Annotated in this window: 18 protein-coding genes and 1 riboswitch; of the genes, 8 read left to right on the top strand and 10 right to left on the bottom strand. The window is 69.3% G+C overall.

Annotated features, from left to right (window positions below; translation table 11 throughout):
* Nucleotides 1-530: 530 nt before the first annotated feature.
* Together FHR56_RS10605 and gcvP are read right to left on the bottom strand one after the other, a co-directional pair.
* Entirely contained in the window at nucleotides 531-2,645 is a 2,115-nt protein-coding gene (locus tag FHR56_RS10605) for a catalase (protein ID WP_160947611.1), read from the bottom strand.
* Nucleotides 2,646-2,874: 229 nt separating this feature from the next.
* On the bottom strand, nucleotides 2,875-5,736 hold the full coding sequence (gene gcvP / locus FHR56_RS10600) for an aminomethyl-transferring glycine dehydrogenase (protein ID WP_160947612.1): 2,862 nt from the start codon (nucleotides 5,734-5,736) through the stop codon (nucleotides 2,875-2,877).
* Between the two features lie 102 nt (nucleotides 5,737-5,838).
* Nucleotides 5,839-5,943: riboswitch (glycine riboswitch) on the bottom strand.
* A gap of 289 nt (nucleotides 5,944-6,232) precedes the next feature.
* Between gcvP and FHR56_RS10595 the strand changes: the two genes are divergently transcribed.
* Genes FHR56_RS10595 through FHR56_RS10585 form a run of 3 tightly spaced genes read left to right on the top strand, consistent with a single transcriptional unit; the run spans nucleotide 6,233 to nucleotide 8,482 of the window.
* On the top strand, nucleotides 6,233-7,483 hold the full coding sequence (locus tag FHR56_RS10595; protein ID WP_237473313.1) for a multidrug effflux MFS transporter: 1,251 nt from the start codon (nucleotides 6,233-6,235) through the stop codon (nucleotides 7,481-7,483).
* Nucleotides 7,484-7,533: 50 nt separating this feature from the next.
* On the top strand, nucleotides 7,534-7,947 hold the full coding sequence (locus tag FHR56_RS10590; RefSeq protein WP_160947613.1) for a hypothetical protein: 414 nt from the start codon (nucleotides 7,534-7,536) through the stop codon (nucleotides 7,945-7,947).
* A gap of 4 nt (nucleotides 7,948-7,951) precedes the next feature.
* The gene (locus FHR56_RS10585) at nucleotides 7,952-8,482 is read left to right on the top strand and encodes a GNAT family protein (protein ID WP_184502489.1); all 531 of its coding nucleotides are present in this window, start codon (nucleotides 7,952-7,954) and stop codon (nucleotides 8,480-8,482) included.
* Nucleotides 8,483-8,506: 24 nt separating this feature from the next.
* On the opposite strand, the gene FHR56_RS10580 is transcribed toward FHR56_RS10585, so the two are convergent.
* From FHR56_RS10580 to FHR56_RS10570, 3 genes are all read right to left on the bottom strand, one after another.
* Entirely contained in the window at nucleotides 8,507-10,537 is a 2,031-nt protein-coding gene (locus tag FHR56_RS10580) for a M2 family metallopeptidase (RefSeq protein WP_160947614.1), read from the bottom strand.
* 126 nt (nucleotides 10,538-10,663) lie between these two features.
* Entirely contained in the window at nucleotides 10,664-12,325 is a 1,662-nt protein-coding gene (locus tag FHR56_RS10575; RefSeq protein ID WP_160947615.1) for a phosphoethanolamine--lipid A transferase, read from the bottom strand.
* Complete coding sequence (locus FHR56_RS10570; protein WP_160947616.1) at nucleotides 12,322-13,101, bottom strand: phosphatase PAP2 family protein; 780 nt, start codon at nucleotides 13,099-13,101, stop codon at nucleotides 12,322-12,324. The genes FHR56_RS10575 and FHR56_RS10570 overlap by 4 nt, the downstream gene beginning before the upstream one ends.
* Before the next feature lie 349 nt (nucleotides 13,102-13,450).
* Between FHR56_RS10570 and FHR56_RS10565 the strand changes: the two genes are divergently transcribed.
* Nucleotides 13,451-14,152, top strand: a complete 702-nt coding sequence (locus FHR56_RS10565; protein WP_010340248.1) for a response regulator transcription factor — start codon at nucleotides 13,451-13,453, stop codon at nucleotides 14,150-14,152.
* On the top strand, nucleotides 14,142-15,455 hold the full coding sequence (locus tag FHR56_RS10560) for a HAMP domain-containing sensor histidine kinase (protein ID WP_160947617.1): 1,314 nt from the start codon (nucleotides 14,142-14,144) through the stop codon (nucleotides 15,453-15,455). The genes FHR56_RS10565 and FHR56_RS10560 overlap by 11 nt, the downstream gene beginning before the upstream one ends.
* Nucleotides 15,456-15,464: 9 nt before the next feature.
* On the opposite strand, the gene FHR56_RS10555 is transcribed toward FHR56_RS10560, so the two are convergent.
* The 5 genes from FHR56_RS10555 to FHR56_RS10535 all read right to left on the bottom strand — a co-directional run bounded on the left by FHR56_RS10555 (nucleotide 15,465) and on the right by FHR56_RS10535 (nucleotide 18,551).
* Nucleotides 15,465-15,962: a hypothetical protein gene (locus tag FHR56_RS10555; protein WP_017910132.1), complete on the bottom strand. Its 498-nt coding sequence runs from the start codon at nucleotides 15,960-15,962 to the stop codon at nucleotides 15,465-15,467.
* A 125-nt stretch (nucleotides 15,963-16,087) separates the two neighbouring features.
* Complete coding sequence (gene minE, locus FHR56_RS10550; RefSeq protein WP_017910131.1) at nucleotides 16,088-16,345, bottom strand: cell division topological specificity factor MinE; 258 nt, start codon at nucleotides 16,343-16,345, stop codon at nucleotides 16,088-16,090.
* Between the two features lie 2 nt (nucleotides 16,346-16,347).
* Complete coding sequence (gene minD, locus FHR56_RS10545; RefSeq protein WP_160947618.1) at nucleotides 16,348-17,157, bottom strand: septum site-determining protein MinD; 810 nt, start codon at nucleotides 17,155-17,157, stop codon at nucleotides 16,348-16,350.
* Nucleotides 17,158-17,193: 36 nt separating this feature from the next.
* Nucleotides 17,194-17,955: a septum site-determining protein MinC gene (gene minC / locus FHR56_RS10540; RefSeq protein WP_160947619.1), complete on the bottom strand. Its 762-nt coding sequence runs from the start codon at nucleotides 17,953-17,955 to the stop codon at nucleotides 17,194-17,196.
* 2 nt (nucleotides 17,956-17,957) lie between these two features.
* A complete protein-coding gene (locus FHR56_RS10535; RefSeq protein WP_160947620.1) occupies nucleotides 17,958-18,551 on the bottom strand; it encodes a GNAT family N-acetyltransferase in 594 nt (197 codons plus the stop codon).
* Nucleotides 18,552-18,691: 140 nt separating this feature from the next.
* Between FHR56_RS10535 and FHR56_RS10530 the strand changes: the two genes are divergently transcribed.
* The 3 genes from FHR56_RS10530 (at nucleotide 18,692) to FHR56_RS10520 (ending at nucleotide 22,145) form a co-directional block, all read left to right on the top strand.
* Nucleotides 18,692-19,882, top strand: a complete 1,191-nt coding sequence (locus FHR56_RS10530; RefSeq protein ID WP_160947621.1) for a sensor histidine kinase — start codon at nucleotides 18,692-18,694, stop codon at nucleotides 19,880-19,882.
* The gene (locus tag FHR56_RS10525; protein ID WP_010341202.1) at nucleotides 19,882-20,523 is read left to right on the top strand and encodes a response regulator transcription factor; all 642 of its coding nucleotides are present in this window, start codon (nucleotides 19,882-19,884) and stop codon (nucleotides 20,521-20,523) included. The genes FHR56_RS10530 and FHR56_RS10525 overlap by 1 nt, the downstream gene beginning before the upstream one ends.
* A 455-nt stretch (nucleotides 20,524-20,978) precedes the next feature.
* Nucleotides 20,979-22,145, top strand: coding sequence for a polyketide cyclase (locus FHR56_RS10520; RefSeq protein ID WP_019797156.1), 1,167 nt, complete (start codon nucleotides 20,979-20,981; stop codon nucleotides 22,143-22,145).
* Nucleotides 22,146-22,157 lie beyond the last annotated feature (12 nt).

Raw genomic sequence — 22,157 nt, 5'->3', positions numbered from 1 at the left:
GCATCAGATTCAGGGTGGGGCTGCGACCGCGGATGGGGTTTCGCTGGACCCGTCTGTGGCAAGGCGCGGGAGCGCCTACCGTTCGTCGCGAACAGGTGAAGATTTCACGGTCCCTTCACCTCTCCTCGCTGTAGACGCGGCGCTCCCAGGTTCGGGATAAGTTTTTGCCGCACGCCTCGCCCGGCGGCCACCTTGGAGTGGCTTGCGCGCTTCTTGTCAAGTCCGTGACAGGCTTTATGACGACGGATCAACGACTTAGTTGTTATGTTCAGGTGAGGGTGGCAGTGAGCCGTTGTCCACAGGGGGTGTGGATGACTTCTGCATAAGGTTGTGGATAAGGCCGATGCCGGCCCGTGACACAACAGTGTCAAGAGGGGTGGCGAAAAATTGACCAGGTGATGTTCGGGCGGTCGTCAGGCAGGCCCCAGGGTCGGTCTCGGACGCCTCGTCGGGCGGCGGCGGACGGTGGCGGAAATGCGGGTCTCGCCATGGCGCCACCGTGCGGCGCCATGGCGGGAACTACGCATTGATCAGGCCAGCAGGCGCAGCTTCGGCTCGCGGCTCCACTGCCGGGTCTTGGCGGCGGCGACGAAGCCCTTGCTGTCGCTGGCCTCGATCACGCCGGCATCCTTCTGCACGTTGCCGGCCTTCAGCAGCGGCTGCGCGCCGGCGTCGGCGGCGATGGCCTTGAGGTGGGCGAAGGCGTTGCTGACGAAGTCGATGGCTGCCGATTCCTTGCTCAGCCGCTTGCCGGCCTCGGCCGACAGCACCACTGCCACCGCGTCGAACACGAACGAGGGCGTGCCGGCCAACTGGCCGTCGGCGATCAGGCGCTTGCCGTCGCTGAGCACGGCACCGCCCAGCTTGGGCGCCACGATCTTGACCGCCGCACCGGCGTCGCTGGCGGCCTTGCGCAGCTCGCGCACGGTCTTGGCGTCCGAACCCTCGTCGATCAGGATGCCGATCGCGCGGCCCTGCAGGGTGGGTTTCATCCGCCCGATCAATTGCAGCGCCGGCGATAGCGGCAGGTCCTGCGGGGCGACCGCGGCCGGCGGCGCCGGTGGCAATCCGTCCATGCCCAGGCCGTCGGCGACGCGCTGCGCCAGCTTGGGATCGATGTGGCGCAGGTGCCCGACCACGGCCTCGCGCACGTGCGCGGTGTCGACCTTGGACAGTTCGAACACCAGCGCCGAGGCCACGTGCGCCTGTTCCGGCGGGGTCTGGCTGCGGTAGAACAGCCGCGCCTGGCTGTAGTGGTCGGCGAAGCTCTCGGCACGCACGCGGCCCTTGGCGCCGTCGTCGGGCTGGGTGCGATGGCTGACGAAGCCGCGCGCGGTCTCGCGCGGGCTGTCGGCCTGCAGTGAGCTGGGTTCGTAGGCGACGCGGCCCTTGGGCACGCCCATCTGCATGTGCCCATCGCGCTGCATGTTCGCGAACGGACACTTCGGCGCGTTGATCGGCAACTGGTGGAAATTGGGCCCACCCAGGCGGCTGAGCTGGGTGTCCAGGTAGGAGAACAGGCGGCCCTGCAGCAGCGGGTCGTTGGAGAAGTCGATGCCGGGCACGATGTTGGCCGGGCAGTACGCCACCTGCTCGGTCTCGGCGAAGAAGTTGTCCGGCCAGCGGTCCAGCACCATGCGCCCGACGATCTGCAGCGGCACCAGTTCCTCCGGGATCAGCTTGGTGGCGTCCAGGTGGTCGAACGGGAAGCTGTCGGCCTGTTCCTGGGTGAACAGTTGCACGCCCAGTTCCCATTCCGGGAAGTCGCCGCGCTGAATCGCCTCGAACAGGTCGCGGCGGTGGAAGTCCGGATCGGCGCCGGCCAGCTTCACCGCCTCGTCCCAGATCGTGGATTGCAGGCCGAGCTTCGGCCGCCAGTGGAACTTGACGAAGGTGCTGCGCCCGTCCGCATCGAGCAGGCGGAAGCTGTGGATGCCGAAGCCTTCCATCATGCGCAACGAGCGCGGGATGGTGCGGTCGCTCATCGCCCACATGATCATGTGCAGCGACTCGGGCATCAGCGAGACGAAGTCCCAGAACGTGTCGTGCGCGCTGGCGGCCTGCGGGAAGCCGCGATCCGGCTCCATCTTCACCGCGTGGATCAGGTCGGGGAACTTCAGCGCGTCCTGGATGAAGAACACCGGGATGTTGTTGCCCACCAGGTCCCAGTTGCCTTCCTTGGTGTAGAACTTGACCGCGAAGCCGCGCACGTCGCGCGGCGTGTCCACCGATCCGGCGCCGCCGGCCACGGTGGAGAAGCGGGTGAACACCGGGGTCTTCACCCCGACTTCGGTGAGCAGCGAGGCGGTGGTGTACTTGGCCAGCGAGGCGGTCAGCTCGAAGTAGCCGTGCGCGGCGCTGCCGCGCGCGTGCACGATGCGCTCGGGAATGCGCTCGTGGTCGAAGTGGGTGATCTTCTCGCGCAGGATGAAATCTTCCAGCAGGGTCGGCCCGCGCGGGGTGGCGCGCAGCGAGTTCTGGTTGTCGGCGACCGGAATGCCCTGGTTGGTGGTCAGCGGCGGATGCGTGCCGCCTGCTTGCTGATGCAATTCATCGCCATGGCCGCGCTGATCGGCGGGTGCGGCGGTGGCGACGAGGGCGGTGGACGATGCGGGATCGCTGGGCGTGCGCTTGCGGCTGGCCATGGAAGGTCGCTCCGGTGCGTGGCGGAAGAAGGCGTCGCGGTGGTGTGCCCGATACGTGAGGGCGCGGGCGTGGCGGAAGTCTCGATCCTGGGCGGCACGGCGTGAACGAGCCGTACAACGCGCCGGGTGACGGCGCACTTGTCTACCGCGATGCGCGATGCGCACGCAAAAAAAACCCAGCCTCGCGCGCGAGGCTGGGTCTCGGATGCATCGTCGAACGACGTTGCGGTCAGACCACCGCGTCTTCCTTGTACGCCTCCACCGGGATGCACGCGCACATCACGTTCTTGTCGCCGTACACGTTGTCCACGCGCGCCACCGGCGGCCAGTACTTCTGCTGCTTGAGGGTCGGCAGCGGGAACGCAGCCAGTTCGCGCGGGTAGGCGTGGGTCCACTCGCTGGCGGTGACCTGCGCGGCGGTGTGCGGGGCGTGCTTGAGCGGATTGTCCTCGCGGTCCAGGCGGCCATCCTCGATCGCGGCGATCTCCTCGCGGATCTGGATCATCGCGTCGATGAAGCGGTCCAGCTCGTGCTGCGATTCGCTCTCGGTCGGCTCCACCATCAGCGTGCCGGCAACCGGGAAGCTCAGCGTCGGCGCGTGGAAGCCGAAGTCGATCAGGCGCTTGGCGATGTCCTCGGCGCCGATGCCGCTGGTCTTCTCCAGCGGGCGCACGTCGAGGATGCACTCGTGCGCGACCAGGCCGTTGCGGCCGGTGTACAGGGTCTTGTAGTACGGCGCCAGGCGCTTGGCGATGTAGTTGGCGTTGAGCAGCGCGACCTGGGTGGCCTTGCGCAGCCCGCTGTTGCCCATCATGGTGATGTACATCCAGCTGATCGGCAGGATCGAGGCCGAGCCGAAGCTGGCCGCCGAGACCATGCCGACGTCGCCGTCGCCGCCGAGGGTGCGCGGCAGGTACGGCGCCAGGTGCGCCTTCACCGCGCACGGGCCGACGCCGGGGCCGCCGCCGCCGTGCGGGATGCAGAAGGTCTTGTGCAGGTTCAGGTGCGACACGTCCGAGCCCCACTTGCCGGGCTTGGCCAGGCCGACCAGGGCGTTCATGTTGGCGCCGTCGGTGTAGACCTGGCCGCCGTGCGCGTGCACCGCCTCGCAGATCGCCACCACGTCTTCCTCGAACACGCCGTGGGTGGACGGGTAGGTGATCATCAGCGCGGCCAGGCGGTCGGAATACTTCTCGGCCTTGGCGCGGATGTCGGCGACGTCGACGTTGCCGTTGCCGTCGCACTTGGTCACCACCACGGTCATGCCGCACATCTGCGCCGAGGCCGGGTTGGTGCCGTGCGCCGATTCGGGGATCAGGCAGATGTCGCGATGGCCTTCGCCGCGGGCGCGGTGGTAGGCGCGGATCGCCAGCAGGCCGGCGTACTCGCCCTGCGCGCCGGAGTTGGGCTGCAGGCTGACCGCGTCGTAGCCGGTGCACTCGACCAGCATCGCTTCCAGTTCGTCGATCAGTTGCTTGTAGCCCACGCTCTGTTCGGCCGGGGCCAGCGGATGGATCGCGCCGAACTGCGGCCAGGTGACCGGGATCATCTCGGCGGTGGCGTTGAGCTTCATGGTGCAGCTGCCGAGCGGGATCATGGTGCGATCCATCGCCAGGTCCTTGTCGGCCAGCGCGCGCATGTAGCGCAGCAGTTCGTGCTCGCTGTGGTGGGTGTTGAACACCGGATGCTGCAGGAACGCGCTGTGGCGCAGCAGCTGCGGCGGCAGCGCGTCGGCGGTGGCGGCATCGAGCGCGTCCACGTCGGCCTGCGCGCCGAACAGCTGCGCCAGCGCCACCACGTCGGCGCGGGTGGCGGTCTCGTCCAGGCTGATGCCCAGCGCGGTGCTGTCGATCGCGCGCAGGTTGATGCCGGCCGCACGCGCCTTGGCATGGATGGCCTCGGCGTCGACGCCGGTGACGTGCAGGGTGTCGAAGAAGCGCTCGCCGACGGCGACGCCGGCGCCGCGCAGCGCCGCGGCCAGGATCGCGGCCAGGCGGTGGGTGCGGCGGGCGATGCGCACCAGGCCCTCGGGGCCGTGGTAGACCGCGTACATCGAGGCCATCACCGCCAGCAGCACCTGCGCGGTGCAGATGTTGGAGGTGGCCTTCTCGCGGCGGATGTGCTGCTCGCGGGTCTGCAGGGTGAGGCGGTAGGCGGGGTTGCCGGCGGCGTCGATCGACACGCCGATCAGGCGGCCCGGCATCGAGCGCTTGTAGGCGTCGCGGCAGGCCATGAACGCGGCGTGCGGGCCGCCGAAGCCGAACGGCACGCCGAAGCGTTGCGAGTTGCCGACCACGATGTCCGCGCCCCATTCGCCGGGCGCGGCGATCAGGGTCAGCGCGAGCAGGTCGGTGGCGACCGCGACCAGGCCGCCTTGCGCGTGCACCGCGTCGGCCAGCGCCTTGTGGTCCCCGATGTGGCCGAAGCTATCGGGATACTGCAGCAGCACGCCGAAGCACTCGGCCTGCAGCGCTTCCTCCGGCGTGCCCACGCGCAGCACGATGCCCAGCGGCTCGGCGCGGGTGCGCAGCAGCTCCAGGGTCTGCGGGTGCACCGCGTCGTGCACGAAGAAGGTGTCGGACTTGGACTTGGCCGAGCGCTTGGCCAGGGTCATCGCCTCGGCCGCGGCGGTGGCTTCGTCCAGCAGCGAGGCGTTGGCGATCTCCATGCCGGTGAGGTCGGCGCACATGGTCTGGAAGTTGATCAGCGCTTCCATGCGGCCCTGCGAGATCTCCGCCTGGTACGGAGTGTAGGCGGTGTACCAGGCCGGATTCTCGAGGATGTTGCGCAGGATCACCTTCGGCGTGTGGGTGCCGTAGTAGCCCTGGCCGATGAAGCTGCGGAACACGGTGTTCTTGTCGGCGATGGCGCGGATCTTGGCCAGCGCCTCCTCCTCGGTGATGGCGTCGGGCAGCGCCAGCGCGGCCGGCGACTTGATGTTGCCCGGCACGATGGCGTCGGTCATCGCCTCCAGCGAGTCGTGGCCGACGGTGCGCAGCATGTGCGCGATCTCGGCGTCGTTCGGGCCGATGTGGCGCTCGATGAAAGCCGAATGGTGTTCGAGGTCGCGCAGCGAAGAGGTGTGAGACATGGCAGTCGTCCGGCTGAGGAAGGCACGAGGAGGCGGGGACGCGCGCAAGGCCATCGTCGGGCCGCAGCGGCGGGCACGATCGACGGGAAGCACGCGTCTTCCCAATGCCCCTCTGTCCTTTTGCCTGAGAGTTTGGAAGCGGCGGCTGGCGCTGCGCTTCGTGCCCCTTCGGCGCCGGGTTTGACCGGTCTCTCCAGAGTCTTGGTGCGGGTGGTATCGGGCCTGAGCGATTACGGGCGTTTGCGCCTTCGGCAGCGGGTCGCCCCGCTTCTCCCACCTTGCTGCGTCGCGATTATAGCGTGGCCGGCGGCGCCCACGGCGGGCCGTTCGTCCCCACGCCAGGCTGAATGGGGAGGCCGCGGCGGATGCGCGCAGGCGGCCGCCGCGCGTATCATGACCGCACTCCTTTCTCTCACGCCCGTCCATGCCGGACGGCGTCGTCGCGTGTGCGCCCGTCCCGTGGCCGCCGCCGCCGGCTTTTCAGGATGATGTCCCCATGACGCTCCCGTCCGTGTCCACACGCCGCATGGCCCTGTTGCTGGCCGGGCTGGCGATGTTCGGCCCGTTCTCCATCGATACCATCTTCCCGGCGTTCCCGCAGTTGGCGCAGCGCCTGCACGCCGATCCGGTGGCGATCCAGCAGACGGTGAGCGTGTACCTGCTGGCCTACGCGGTGATGGGCCTGGCACACGGGCCGCTGTCGGACGCGCTGGGGCGGCGGCGGGTGATCGTCGCCGGGCTGGTCGTGTTCATGCTCGCCTCGGCAGGCTGCGCGCTGTCGCGCGACCTGCCGACCCTGCTGGTCTTCCGCGCGCTGCAGGGCGTCTCGGCCGGCGTCGGCATGATCGTCGGCCGCGCGGTGATCCGCGATCTGTTCCATGGCGACGATGCGCAGCGGCTGATGAGCCAGGTGTCGATGATCTTCGGCATCGCCCCTGCGATCGCGCCGGTCATCGGCGGCTGGATCCTGGGCAGCGGCCGCGGCTGGCCATTGATCTTCTGGTTCCTGGTCGGCTTCTCCTCGCTGCTGTTGCTGGCGACCCTGCGCTGGATGCCGGAGACGCATCCGCCGCAGGCGCGCACGCCGCTGGCGCCGCGCACGCTGCTGCGCGACTACATCGGCATCGCGCTCAATCCGCGCTTCCAACGCCTGGCCGCGGCCGGTGCGTTCAATTTCGGCGGGGTGTTCCTGTACATCGCCTCGGCGCCGGTGTTCATGATCGACCTGCTGGGCAAGACCGAACGCGACTTCGCCTGGCTGTTCCTGCCCACCATCGGCGGCATGACCCTGGGCGCGTTCCTGTCCGGGCGCATGGCCGGGCGGCTGGGGCCGATGCGCCAGGTGCGCTTCGGCTTCGTCTGCTGCGGCCTGTCGATGGCCGGCAACATCGCCTACACCGCGCTGGTGCCGGCCATCGCGCTGCCGTGGGCGGTGCTGCCGATCTTCTTCGCCGGCCTGGGCACCGCGCTGATCTTCCCGATCCTGGCGCTGGCGGTGCTGGACATGTATCCGCGCCAGCGTGGGCTGGCCTCGTCGCTGCAGGCCTTCACCCAGTTGATGGTCACCGTGCTGGTGGCCGGGGTGCTGTCGCCGCTGCTCAGCGGCCATGCCCTGCACCTGGCGCTGGGCTCGGGCGCGTTCTTCCTGCTGGGCTGGGGCTTCTGGCGCTGGGAGCGGCGCAGCGGCAAGCGCCTGCCGCGGCCGGACGCGCAGGTGCCGCGGCTGGAGCCGGCCGATCCGCTGTGAGCATGGCCGCGGTTGGGCTATCGTCGTCGGGTCATCGTTGAGGAAACCGCATGTCCATCCAGTCCAAGCAGCGCCGCGATCTGCGCAAGAAGCTGGCCGAGCGCCTGCGCCACCGCGCCGAGGGCGCCGCGCCGGCCGCGCCCATCGAACCGCACGCGGAGCTGCGCGACCAGCAGCGCACCCTGCTGGCCGGCATCGTGCGCCGCGACGGCGAGTGGGTGCTGGGCATGGACGGGCGCATCGCCGGGCAGAGCGAGAGCGCCGCGCAGGTGCTGTCGCTGATCATGCAGGCGGCGGAGCTGCACGAGCGCGCCGGCACGCCGGTGCGGCTGATGTACTCGGACGCGCTGAAGGACGCCGCGCAGGCCGATGCGCAGGCGCAGGGCCTGAGCTTCGAGGAGTTCAAGACGCGCCACGCCCAGGTCATGCGCCGCGACGACGGCGGCGCGACGGCGCCGGCCTGAGACCATGGGCCAGAGCGCCGGCCAGGCTGCGCAGGAGGCCGTGTCGCTGGCGCGGGTGCGGCGCCGCGACGGCATGGCGCTGATCCAGGCGCACCGCGCCAGCGTCGCCCTGCATCACCCGTGGACCTATCCGTTCACCGACGTGCCGGGGTTCGAGGCCTGGTACGCGCAGACCCTGGACGGCAGCAACATCGCCCTGCTGGCGCGCGAACGCAGCACGGGCGCGCTCGCCGGCCTGTTCACCTTCAGCCAGGTGGTCGGCGGCTGCTTCCAGAGCGCCTACCTGGGCTACCACGCCATGGCCGGCTGCGAAGGCCGCGGACTGATGACGCACGCGCTGCGCCTGTGCGTGGCCTATGCCTTCGCCGAACTGGGCCTGCACCGGGTGGAAGCCAACATCCAGCCGGACAACACCCGCTCGCTGGCCCTGGCGCAGCGCGCCGGCTTCCGCCGCGAAGGCTATTCGCCGCGCTACCTGCGCATCGGCGGGATCTGGCGCGACCACGAGCGCTGGGCACGGCTGGCCGACGACTGATCCGCTGGCGGGACGCGTGGCTGCTCAGCGCTGGCGCGGTGGCGTCGTCGGCGCTGGCGGGGGCGCGGATGCAGCGGGGGTGGCCGCACTGGCCTGTGCCGACGCCTGCGCCGCGGGGTCCCACCCGCACATCCGTCCCTGGTTCTGCTGCTTGAGCCATTCCTGCATCGGCGCGAAGTATTCCAGCAGCGGGCCGGCGTCGATGCGCTCGCTGCCGGTCAGTTCCTTGAGCGTGGCCTGCCACGGCTGGCTGGCGCCACGCTGCAGCATCGACCAGAACTTCTGCCCGGCTTCCTTGTTGCCGTAGAAGGTGCACTCGTACAGCGGGCCCTTGTAGCCGGCCGCATCGCACAGGCTCTTGTAGAACTGGAACTGCAGGATGTGCGAGAGGAAGTAGCGGGTGTAGGGGGTATTGGCCGGCACGTGGTACTTGGCGCCGGGGTCGAAGAAGTCCTCGCCGCGCGGCGTCGCCGGCGCCACGCCCTGGTACTTGGCCTTCAGTTCCCACCAAGCCTGGTTGTAGCGGTCCGCGGCGATCGAGCCGTCGAACACGCCCCAGCGCCAGCGGTCGATCATCAGCCCGAACGGCAGGAACGCCACCTTACTCAGGGCCATGCGCATCTGTGCGTTGATCAGCGCCTCGCGGCCGACCTGCGGTGCATCGACCAGGCCGATCGAATGCAGGTATTGCGGGGTCATCGCCAGCACCACGGTGTCGCCGATGGCTTCGTGGAAACCGTCGTTGGCGCCGGCCTGGAACAGGGGCGGCAGCGGGTTGTAGGCCAGGTCGTAATAAAGGTGGCCGAGCTCGTGGTAGATGGTGGTGAAGTCCTCTTCGTTCGGCTTGACGCACATCTTGGTGCGCACGTCGCCGGCCATGTCCATGTCCCAGGCGCTGGCGTGGCAGACCACGTCGCGGTCCAACGGTTTGATGAACTGGCTGCGCGTCCAGTAGCTGTCCGGCAGCTTGGGCATCGCCAGCGAGGTGTAGAAGTCCTGCGCGCGCTCGGTCATCTGCCGCGCGCTGAGCAACTGCGCTTCGCGCTGGGCCATGAACCGCGCCTGCGCCGAGGTGTCGCCGTTGCGCCGCGCCAGCGCCGCGCTCAGGTCGCCCTGGTACTGCCGTTCCAGTGCGTCGGTGATATCCAGGCTGCCGGCGCCGGGATAGGGCTGCAGCAGGTCCCACAGGTTGCTCCAGTCCTGCTGCCACATGTTGCCGAGCAGATGCGCCGGCAGCAGGCCGCCAGCCACCTCGCCCTTGTCCTTGCCGTATTCGGCGTCGAGCTTGCCGCGCGCATAGCAATGCAGCTGTTCGTACAACGGCTTGACCTGGGTCCACAGCCGATCGGTCTCGGCGGCGAACTGCGCGGGCGGCATGTCGTAGCCGCTGCGCCACAGCGCGCCGGTGTCGGCATAGCCCATGTCGCGCGCGCCCTCGTTGACCAGTTCGACGAAGCGCTGGTAGTCCTTGCGCATCGGTTGCACGGCGGCGTGCCAGCCCTGCCAGGCATCCAACTGCTGGTCGTAGTCGCGGCTGCGGCGCAGCACGTCCTCCAGTTCGCCCAACTGCCGGCAGCGCCGCGCATCGCCTTCGCCGGTGCAGTAGGACGCGGCGCCGTAGGCGCCCTCCATCTTCGTCGCCAGCGCGGCCAATTCGGCCAGCCGCGCCGGATCGTGCGGCGCCGGCATCGCGGTCATCTGCTGCAGCAGGCGCAGCGCGCGGGCGCTGTCGGCCGACATCTGCTTGCCGTCGTAGCGCCGCGCCTGCGCGATCCAACCGTTGAGCGTGCTCAGCCAGCGCGCATTGGCCTTGGCCGCCAGCCGCTCGCTGTCGCCGTTGATGTAGGTGGCCGACAGCCACTGCGCCGCGGTCAGCTCCGGCAGCAGCGCGCGGTACTCCTCGTTGATGCGGGCGACGAACTGGTCGGCGCTTTCGCCCTCGGGCTGTGCTGCGGCCGGGGCGGCGGTCTCGGCCGCGGGTTCCTTGCGGCAGGCGGACAGCGTCAGCAGGCTCGCGCCGAGGCACAGCGCGAGCAGCGGAGAGCGGTGGTTCACGGCGAATCCTTGCAGGGCGATTGCCCGGAAGGCTAGTGGGCCGCCCGCACCGCCGCAAGTTCGCGCGGCGCGCCCTTGGCCGCGCCGCCGTGTTCGATCACGCCAGGGCGGCGCGTGGACGCCCGGTCATTGCGGCTTGGCGCACTGCGCGAACAGGTCGCGCGAGCGCTCGTAGACGCCGGTCCTGACCTGCATCAAGCCCAGCACCGACGGGAACAGGTTGTCCTGGTCGGCGTAGCGGCGCGACCGCGCCTGCAGGCAGGCCAGGTCCAGGCCGCGCGCGCTGGCGAAGCCCGGCGAGAACCACATCACCATCGGTACGTGGGTCTGCTCCTGCGGCGCGATCGCGTAGGGCACGCCGTGCAGGTACAGGCCCTTCTCGCCCAGCGACTCGCCGTGGTCGGAGAGGTAGATCATCGCCGTATCGTAGTCGGGCATCGCCTGCAGCGTGTCGATGGTGCGCGCCAGCAGGTGGTCGGTGTACAGCAGGGTGTTGTCGTAGGCGTTGGTGATCAGCTCGCGGCTGCAGTTGCCCAGGTCGGCGGTGTCGCAGGTCGGAGTGAAGCGACGGAACGCGGCCGGGTAGCGCTCGAAGTAGCTGGGGCCGTGGCTGCCGAGCTGGTGCAGTACCACCACGCGGTCGCCAGGCTTGGCGCGCACCTGCGCGGCCAGGTCCTGCAGCAGGATCTCGTCCATGCAACGGCCGTCCTTGCACAGCTGCGGATCCTTGGCGTCGTCCAGGTGCTGGATCTGCAGGCCGTCGCACACACCCTTGCAGCCGGACTGGTTGTCGCGCCACAGCGTGGCGATGCCGGCGTGCTCGAGCACGTGCAGCAGCGACTGGTGCTTGCGGATGTTGCTCTCGTTGTAGTAGTGGCGGCCGAACGGCGAGAACATGCACGGCACCGAGACCTCGGTGCTGGTGCCGCAGGAGTGCATGTCGGGGAAGTTGATCACGTCGCGCTTGGCCAGCTCCGGCGTGGTCTGCCGCGCATAGCCGTTGAGGCCCCAGTTCTGCGCGCGGGCGGTCTCGCCCAGCACCACCACCAGCAGCCGCGGCTTGCTGCCCGGCGCGCGCGCGGTGGCCTTGGCGTCGTGTTCCAGCGGCAGTTTCGGCGCCTTGCGCGTGGGGCTGTCGGACTTGAAGTTCTGCCGCAGCGCGACCAGGTAGTTGATCGGCGTGGCCAGGTAGCGGATCTCGCGATGGTTGCGCATCATCGCCGACAGGTCCTGGAACGAGAGCATCGCGGCGATGCCGCCCAGCGCCAGCATGCCGACCAGGAAACCGGCGCGGATCGCCAGCGCCTTCAGCGGCGAACGCCGGATCAGCCGAACCCGCCACAGCACCAGGATCGGCAGCACCGCGTAGAACAGCAGCGGCGCGATCAGCGCCGGGGTCATCAGCTCGCGCGATTCCTTGTGGTCGGTGGCCAGCACGTTGCGCAGCATGTCCGCGTCCAGGTAGACGCTGTAGCTGTTCATGTAGTGCGCGGCGAACGCGGTGGTGATCAGCAGCACCGTCAGCACCGGCTTGGCGATGCCGCGCCACAGCAGCAGGCCGAGCAGCAGGCCGTGCACCGCCAGCAGCAGCAGGAACAGCGACAGCGCCAGCTTCACGTCGCCGGCGTGGCCGCTCATCGCGCTGCGCCAGAACATGCCGTTGCAGGCCAGGGCGAAGAACGCGCTGGCCGCCAGCGCCAGCATCTCGTTGCTCAGCTGCGGGCGCCAGGCCCACCAGCGGGCGCGGGAGGCGGTGGACGGCGAGGGCGGGGCGACGGGATGGCTCATGCGGCGGAATCGTTGGTGATGGAGAGGCGCCGATCGGCCTGCGACGCCATCGCGTCCGGCCACAGCATCGCCCGGTACAGGCCCAGTGCCACGCCCCAGCACAGGGCCAGCGTCCACAGGTCGTGCGACATGAAATGCGCGCCGCGCAGCTGTTGGCCGAGACCGAACAGCAAGCCTCCCCCGAGGCCGATCGCCAGTGCTGGCCAGCGCCAGGCCGGCTTGAGCGCCAGCGCGACGAAGTACAGCCCCACCCAGGCATAGCCGGCACTGGAATGACCGGCGGGGAAGCATACCCCGCGCGGCATGCCCGCCGGGCGGGTCTCGAACAGGCCCACGAAGATCCGCTCGCCGCCGTAGCGGGTCAGGTCCCAGGGGCAGTCCATGTGGGTCACCGACTTCAGCAGCGACACCACCCCGGTGCTGAGTCCCACCACCAGCAACAGGTACAGCAACGGCAGACGGTAGCGGCGGCCATCGGGACGGCGCCACGCCCACACCGCCAGCGCGGCGGTCACCGCCCACGCCGCGGCGCTGAGCATCTTGCCGTCGTGGTGGATCAGGCTACGGGTCAGCGCCGCATCCTTCAGCGCCCATTGCCCGCCTTCCCAGCGATACAGCAGGTCGGCGATCCAGAAATCGCCGCCCAGGCCCATCAGCACGGTGCTGGCCAGCAGCACCAGCGCCAGCGGCACCCACAGGTGGGAGAGATAGAAGTACCGGCGTGCGCCGAGAGAGGGCGCCGCCGCAGCGGACAATCGCAGGGGCGTACTGAGCATGGTCGACGAAGGCGGCCAGGGGCGGCGGGAAAGTGAGGGCATGGTCGGGTTGCAGGTGTCGGATAGCTGTCGGAACTGCGGGATGGGAGGGCCGAGGCTTCAGCAAAGGTTGCGCACGGCCGCGGTCATGCAAGCGCCGGGCCACCGGCGGCTGGGAGGTGGGAAGGGGCTCGGGAACGGGGCGGTCGGGCCTCGGCGGTGGCGTGCGGGGAGGGCAGCCTGAGACCGTCGTGTTGGGATCCTTTCCAGGTTTTGTCGAGATTCGATCAAGATGCGCCGCCGTTCTGACGGCGTTCCGACACGCTTCCGCTAGCATGGGCGGGTCCGTCCCCCGAATTCGAGCGCCCCCATGCGGCTGCTGGTCATAGAAGACAACCGGAACCTGGTCGCCAACCTGTTCGACTACTTCGAGGTGCGCGGCCACACCCTGGATGCGGCGCCGGACGGCGTCACCGGGCTGCACCTGGCCACCACCCAGCGCTACGACGCGCTGATCCTGGACTGGATGCTGCCGCGGCTGGACGGGCAGCAGGTGCTGCGCGCGCTGCGCGAGGAGCACCATGCCGACGTGCCGGTGATCATGTTGACCGCGCGCGACGAACTGCCCGACAAGATCGCCGGTTTTCGCGCCGGCGCCGACGACTACCTGACCAAGCCGTTCGCGCTGCCGGAGCTGGAAGTGCGGCTGGAGGCGCTGCTGGTGCGCGCCAGCGGCCGCGGCCGCAGCAAGCTGCTGCGGGTGGGCGACCTGCAACTGGACCTGTCCACGCTGGAGGTGACCCGCGGCGGGCGCACCCTGCACCTGTACCCGGCCTGCCGCAAGCTGCTGGAGGTGCTGATGCAGGCCAGCCCGGCCGCGGTCACCCGCGACCGCCTGGAGCAGGCGCTGTGGGGCGACGAACCGCCGGACGGCGACATGCTGCGCTCGCACATCTACGACCTGCGCCGCAGCGTCGACGGCCCGTTCGCGGCCAAGCTGATCCACACCCTGCCGCGCATCGGCTACCGCCTGGCGGTGGTCGGCCCCCACGAGGGCGAGCATGCCGACTAGGGCCGGGCTGCGGCAGCGGCTGACCCTGTGGCTGGTGGGCTACGCGGCGCTGCTGTCGCTGGCGGTGTTCGTGCATGGCTACATCGTCAACGACCAGGCCGAGCAGCTCACCTGGCGCTCGCTGCTGACCTCCGAGCTGGACCACTTCCTGGCGCGCAGCGCCGCCGATCCGGACTACCGATGGATCGACACCCGTACCGTGAGCCTGTACGGCAACGAGGGCGGCGCACCGCTGCCACCGGCCGTGGCGGCGCTGGGGCCCGGCCTGCACGACGAAGTGCAGTTGGAAGGCAGCGAGAAGGTGGTGCTGGTGCAGGACGTGCGCGGGCGCCGCCTGGCCCTGGCGCTGGACATCACCGAACTGCACGACCACGAGGACAACCTGGCGCTGTGGATGCTGGTGTCCAACGCGGTGGCGGTGCTTTTGCTCGGCGCGCTGGTGGCCTGGGGCATGGGCCGGGTGGTGCAGCCGCTGATCGACATGGCCCAGCGCATCGGCAGCCTGCGGCCGGACCGGCCCGGGCAGCGCATCGAGGTGCATCCGCGTGCCAGCGCCGAGCAGGTGGTGATCGCCGAGGCGCTGAACGACTACCTGGCGCGCAACGACCTGTTCGTGGAGCGCGAGCGCGCCTTCATCGACAGCACCAGCCACGAACTGCGCACCCCGGTGGCGGTGATTGGCGGCGCCGCCGAGCTGGCGCTGGAGCAGCACGACGTGCCGCCCAGCGTACGCAACCAGTTGCTGCGCATCCGCCGCACCGCCAGCGGCGTGGGCCAGTTGATCTCGCTGCTGCTGGTGCTGGCCAAGGATCCGGCGCGGCTGGCGCGCGGCAACGACCTGGTGCGGCTGGACCAGTTGCTGCCGGAGATCGTCGAGGATCACCGCCACCTGTGCGCGGACAAGCGCCTGGAACTGGTGCTGGCGCCGCTGCCGCCGTGCGAGGTGCTGACCCCGCTGGCGATCGTGCAGGTGGCGATCGGCAATCTGCTGCGCAACGCCATCGAGAACAGCGACAAGGGCCGGATCGAGATCACCATGCCGGCGCCGGGCGTGGTCTGCATCGACGACCCCGGCCACGGCATGAGTCCGGAAGAGATCAGCGCGATCTACATGCGCATGGCGCGCGGCGGCGGCAGCCGCGAGGGCAGCGGCATCGGCCTGGACCTGATCGCGCGGCTGTGCGAGCACCTGGGCTGGGCGCTGCACCTGGATTCGCTGGCCGGCAGCGGCACCCACGCGACGCTGGACCTGAGCAGCGCCTTGAAGCCACAAGGCGCGGCGTCGTCGTCGCCCGCGCCGTAGGAAAGAACGCTAGGCCTGTGCCGGCAGCAGCCCGCGTTGCGCCAGCCAGGCGCGCGCGTCGTCGGCGTCCTGCTCGAACCAGGCGCGGGTGGAGCCGAGCCGGTAGGTGTAGCCCCAGGCGTCCATGTCCGCCATCAGCCGCGCGCGGCCCACGCCGGGCAGGGCGTCGGCCAGCACGATCTGCAGGTAGCAGGTGGCATCTTCCTCTTCCACCGAGTCGGTGGCGTCGGTATGCACCTGCGCGCGCCGCTGCGGCGGCAGCACGATCAGGTGGCAGGCTTCGTGCAGCAGCGAATGCACCGGCGTGTCGTCGCGCACGTAGACGTCGCTGGCGATCACCCCTGCCTCCGGCTCGCCCCAGTAGCTGCCGGGAATGGCGGCGCCATCGGCGACGCGGTGCAGGGCCAGCCCGTAGCCGGCCAGCAGCGCGCGCGGCGCGTCCAGGCCGATCGCGCCCACGGTCAGCACCTGGGCGGCGGCAGCGGGAAGGGCGGCATCGGTCTGCATCGTCTGGACGTCGTTGGGAGGGAAAGGGCGCGGCGGCGCGCCCGATCACCGCAGGCACGGCCCGTCGCGGCGCCGGGCTGGACCGGCGCGTCAGCCGCGGCGTCGGCCACGGCCGACGCGCGGCCTCAGGGCGTCGGCCCTTCCGGCAGGGCCACGGAGATGTCGAGCACGTCGTGCTCGCCGTCCTTGACCAGGTCCACCTTGACCGCGTCGGCGTCGATGTTGACGTACTTCTTGATCACTTCCAGCAGTTCGCGCTGCAGCAGTGGCAGGTAGTCCGGGCCGCCGCGCTGGCTGCGTTCCTGCGCGATGATGATCTGCAGGCGGTTCTTCGCGGTTTCGGCGGTGTTCTTCTTGGTCTTGAGGAAATCGAATAGTCCCATGCTCACCCTCCGAACAACTTGGTGAAGAAGCCCTTCTTCTCCACGGAGATGAAACGCATCGGACGTTCCTCGCCGAGGATGCGCGCCACGGCGTCTTCGTAGGCCTGGCCGGCCGGCGATTCGCCATCGAGGATCACCGGCTCGCCCTTGTTGGAGGCGTTGAGCACGTCGCCGGATTCGGGGATCACGCCGATCGCCTTCAGGCCGAGCACTTCCTCGACGTCGGCGATGCTCAGCATCTCGCCGGTTTCCACGCGCGCCGGGCTGTAGCGGGTCAGCAGCAGGAACGCGGGCAGGCTCTTGCCGCTCTCGGCCTTGTGGGTCTTGGAGTCGAGCAGGCCGAGGATGCGGTCGGAGTCGCGCACCGAGGACACTTCCGGATTGACCACCACCACCGCGCGGTCGGCGAAGTACATCGCCAGGAACGCGCCCTTCTCGATGCCCGCCGGCGAGTCGCAGACGATGTAGTCGAAGCCGTCGGCGGCCAGGTCCTTGAGCACCTTCTCCACGCCTTCCTGGGTCAGCGCGTCCTTGTCGCGGGTCTGCGAGGCGGCCAGCACGAACAGGTTGTCGAAACGCTTGTCCTTGATCAGTGCCTGCTTCAGGGTGGCTTCGTTGTGCACCACGTTGACGAAGTCGTACACCACGCGGCGCTCGCAGCCCATGATCAGGTCGAGGTTGCGCAGGCCCACGTCGAAGTCGATCACGGCGACCTTCTTGCCGCGTCGCGCCAGCCCGCAGGCCAGGCTCGCGCTGGTGGTGGTCTTGCCGACGCCGCCCTTGCCGGAGGTGACAACGATAATTTCAGCCAAAGGACTATCTCCTGATACGTTCGTGGTAGGGCCGCGTCAGTCTTGCGCGGCGATCTTGATCTGGTCCTGCTCCAGCCAGACCTGGACGGCCTTGCCACGCAGTTCCTTGGGAATATCGTCCAGCACCTTGTAGTGGCCGGCAATGGCGACCAGTTCGGCGTGGAAATCGCGGCAGAAGATCCGCGCCTCGGTGTTGCCCTGGGCGCCGGCCAGCGCGCGACCGCGCAAGGTGCCGTAGATGTGGATGCTGCCGTCGGAGATCACCTCGGCGCCGGCGCCGACGGTGGCCATCACGGTCAGGTCGCAATTCTCCGCATACAGCTGCTGTCCGGAGCGCACCGCGTTCTTCTGCATGCGCCCGGGTTGCGGCCGCGCCGCCGGAGCGGGCGGCGGCGGAGGCGGGGGCGGCGGCGAGACCGGCGCCGGCGCGGCGGCGACTGCGCCACCGTCGAAACGCTCGTATTGCGCGCGGAACTTGGCCAGCAGCGGCAGGCCCAGCGCCACCGACAGTTCCTCGATCTCGCGGGTGCCGTAGGCCAGCGCCACCGGCAGCACGCCGGCGTCGCGCAGGCCGTCCAGCAGCGCCTGCGCGGTGGCCGTGTCCGGGGTCTGCGCCAGACCGCCGAAATCGATGATCACCGCGGCACGGCCGAACAGCTTGGGCGCGCGCTGCACGCGCTCGCGCATCTCCTGGCTCAGCCGCGCCACGTCCAGCGTGCGCACGCGCAGGTTGGCGATGCCGACCTGGCCGATCTTCAGTTCGCCGGCCTGCTCGAAATCCAGATTCACCGACGACACGCTCAGGTCCCGGTCGGGCGCTGCGCCCGCTGCAGACGATGGGCATGGCCGGCCCAGGGCAGCTCGGGCAGGGTGTCGCCATAGGTTTCGCGCACCCAGGTGTAACTGCACAGATCCTTCAACAGCATGCTCGCACGCACCTCCACTTCGTTCATCGTGTTCTGGCCCACTTCGCGGAAGCCGAAGCTGCCATGGAACAGCAGCGCCGCATCGGCGCCGTGATCCAGAAAAACCTCGCACGCCAGTTGCGGGTAGCGCAACTCGGCATAGCTCTGCACGTCGGCATAGAACGCCCGGCCGACGCCACCGCCGCGGCGGCGGCTGGCCACCACGATGCGGTCGATATAGAAAAACTGCGGATAGCGCTCGCGGAACCAGGCGAAATTGCTGCTGTCGTGGTCGCTGTCGCTGCCGAAGCCGACCAGGAAGCCGGCCAGGTTGCCGTCGCGCTCTGCGACGCGGAAGTACTCTGCGGTTTCGTAGAAGCGGTGCAGCTTGGCCGAATCCAGCGGCAGGATCGCCAGTCCGGCGTTGTTGTTCAGGGCCAGGACCGAATCGAGCTCGTGCTCGCGCACGTCGCGGATGACGATCGACATTGAGACTCCATTGCTGATGCGCGCGCGGCCCCGTGCGGGCCGCCGGGCCGGATTATCGCACGCGCGACCCGGGGCGGCGAGCCGCGCCGGCATGACTTCCGTGGGAGTGCAATGCGCGCCGTTCATCCTAAGATGGCCGCATGTTGGGATATCTCAGCCATACCCGCGTCCTGCGCTATGCCGGCCTGTTCACCTGGGCCGTCATCTGCATGCCGTTGCTGTACCTGTACTGGGAGCCGGTCGAGGAGTCGGGACGGATGCCCAGCGGCGAGGTATGGCTGCTGCTGGCCAGCTACCTGGGCTTCGGCGTGGTCTATTTCCTGCTGACCCGGCGCCTGCACAGCGGCGACGGCGTGCGCTGGTACGACCGCGGCATGCTGGTGCTGCTGACCATCTGCGCGCTGGCGGTCGGCTATCTGCACCGCTCGGGGCTGGGCAGCATCCTGATGATGGTGGCGGCAGGGGTGATTCCCTGGCTGCTGCCGGTACGTGCCGGCGTGGCCTGGCTGCTGCTGAGCCAGCTGGCGGTGCTGCCGGTGTACCTGACCATCGGCTTCCCGCCGTTCGAGGCGCTGATGCAGTCGCTGCTGTACGGCGGCTTCTCCATGTTCATCTTCGTCACCAGCTTGGTCGCGCGCCAGCAGACCCAGGCGCGGGAGGAGCAGCGCCAGCTCAACGCCGAACTGCGCGCCACCCGCGCGCTGCTGGCCGAGAGCGCCCGGGTCAACGAGCGCACCCGCATCTCGCGCGAACTGCACGACCTGCTCGGCCACCACCTGACCGCGCTGAGCCTGAACCTGGAAGTGGCCGGCCACATCACCGAGGGCCGTGCCCAGGAGCACGTGCAGCAGGCGCATACCCTGGCCAAGCTGCTGCTAACCGACGTGCGCGAGGCGGTCAGCCAGCTGCGCGACAGCGGCGCGATCGACCTGGCGGCGGCGCTGCGGCCGCTGGCCGAGCGGGTGCCGTCGCTGCAGATCCATCTGCAGGTGGAGGAGCCGCTGACCGTGGAGGATCCCGAGCGCGCACACGTGTTGCTGCGCTGCACCCAGGAGATCATCACCAACGCGGTGCGCCACGCCCAGGCCGACAATCTGTGGATCGAGGTGCGCCGCGACGGCCCGCAAGTGGTGATCCAGGCGCGCGACGACGGCCGCGGTTGCGAGACGCTGGCCCCCGGCAACGGCCTGCGCGGCATGCGCGAGCGCCTGAGCCAGTACGGCGGCAGCCTGGACGTGACGGCCGCGCCCGGCGCGGGTTTCCGTTTGCGCGCCGCGGTTCCCGGCGCCGCCACCCTGCTGCCGCCCGCCGTTCCCCAAGGAGTGTTGTGATGATCCGTGTTTGCCTGGTCGACGATCAAACCCTGGTGCGGCAGGGCATCCGCTCGCTGCTGGCGCTGGACGGCGGCATCGAGGTGGTGGCCGAGGCCAGCGACGGCCGCCAGGCGGTGGAGCTGATCCCGCAGGTGCTGCCCGACGTGGTGCTGATGGACATGCGCATGCCCTCGATGTCCGGGCTGGAGGCGCTGCAGGTGCTGTCGCGCGCCGCGGCGCTGCCGCCGACCATCATCCTGACCACCTTCGACGACGACCAACTGGTGCTGGCCGGGCTCAAGGCCGGGGCCAAGGGCTATCTGCTCAAGGACGTGTCGCTGGAGCAACTGGTGGGCGCGATCCGTACCGTGGCCGCTGGCGGCTCGCTGGTGCAGCCGGCGGTGACCCAGCGCCTGCTCTCGGGCCTGGAGCACATGCGCAACGATTTCGTCAGCCTGGACCGGCCCGACCCGCTGACCGACCGCGAGACCGAGATCCTGCGGCTGATGGCCAGCGGCTTCTCCAACAAGGAGATCGCCAATTCGCTGGGCGTGGCCGAGGGCACGATCAAGAACCACGTCTCCAACATTCTCTCCAAGCTCGGCGTGCGCGACCGCACGCGGGCGGTGCTGAAGGCGTTCGAGCTGCAGCTGGTCTGACGGACCGGAGGCCCGGCCCGGCGCTGCAGGTGGTCTGAACGAGACAGGATGACGGCCCGCGGAGACCGGTAACGCGCATGTCGGGCGGCTGCGGTGCAGCCGGGTGCCGTGCACGAGGTGCCGCCACAGGCGGGGCAGGCTTGTCCCGTGCAGGCAAGTGGTCTGGCCTGGGCCGAGCAGTCTTGCGGTACGCCCGTCGGCCCGATGGTGCCGCCGTTGCTCGCTTCGATGCGGTCGCGGACCGGCCGCGCAGGCCTGTCCGGTGCTGCTGTCAGGACAATGGTCTGGTTGCCCGCGGCGCCGTTCCCGCGGCCGTCGCCGGCACCGCGCAAGCCCGTTGCGGCAGGGGGCGAAGCGGCATTCCGTGATGTGCTGACCACGGACAGCGAAGCCTGCTAGGATGGGCGCTTCGCTTCATCAACCCGGCCGTGGGATCGGCCCCGGAGACCTCCTGAATGACCCGTATTATCGAGTTCCTGATCGCCCTGGGGATCGTGGCTGGCCTGTTCGTCATTGTCGGCGTGGTGCTGCCCTCGGAGCGTCACATGTCCGAAAGCGTCGAGACCAATCGGCGCATGACCATCGTCTATGACACGGTCAACAGCCTGCGTCGGTTCAAGGACTGGAACCCCCTGGTGCTGCGCGACCCGCGCATCGAGCTGAAGCTCTCCGGCCCGGAATCCGGCGTCGGCGCGCGCCTGGACTACAGCTCCAAGGAGGGCTACATCGGCAAGGGTAGCTGGACCATCACCTCGACCGAGAAGAACAAGGACGTGGTCATCGCCATCGAGGACGAGACCAAGGGCAAGGACAAGACCACCACGTTCAAGCTCGAGTCGACCGGCAAGAACGGCCGCAACGTGAAGATCACCCAGGACTACACCGTCAAGTACGGTTGGGACCTGCTGGGTCGCTACGCCGGCCTGTACGTCAGCCGCCATGTCGGCGACGACATCAAGCTGGGTCTGTCGCGCCTAAGCAACGTGCTGGCCACCGTGCCGAACGTGGACTACCGCTCCGACGACACCCCGCTGAAGGATCTGAAGGTCGTCGACGTCCCGGCCGAGGACCTGCTGGTGGTCAACGCCGGCAACATCGACCGCGACAACGACTCCATCAAGAAGTCCATCAAGGACAACCAGGAGTGGATCAAGCGGGTGATGGACGCCAACGGCCTGGAAGCGGCCGGTCCGGTGCGCATCGTCACCACCGACTTCGGCGCCGACAAGTACGCGTTCGACGTCGCCCAGCCGGTGCGCAAGCGTGCCGGTGGCGCGCCGAAGGACGACGCCAAGAAGGATGAGAAGAAGGACGACAAGAAGGACGACGCGGCTGCCGCGCCGGTCGATGCCACCCCGGTTGCCGCCGCTGGCGAGCCGCTGAAGGTGACCATCCCGCAGGGCGCTCCGGTGACCTACGTGCGGACCGAAGCGCACCGTTCCGCCTTCGCCAGCTACACCGGCCACATGGCGGGCCTGGATGCGGCGCGCAACGCGCTGCGTGCCTGGGCGGCGACCAGCGGCTACGACGTGACCGACCGTCCGTACGAAGCCTGGAAGGGCGGGGTGGACAAGTCGTTCTCGCCGGAAGGCACCTACGACATCTACTGGGCGATCAAGTAAGTCCTGCCCTGG

This window comes from Xanthomonas sp. F10, assembly GCF_014206815.1.
GTDB lineage: Bacteria > Pseudomonadota > Gammaproteobacteria > Xanthomonadales > Xanthomonadaceae > Xanthomonas_A > Xanthomonas_A indica.
The sequence above is the reverse complement of the archived record's forward strand: the minus strand, read 5'-3'. Positions and strand labels throughout refer to the sequence as shown.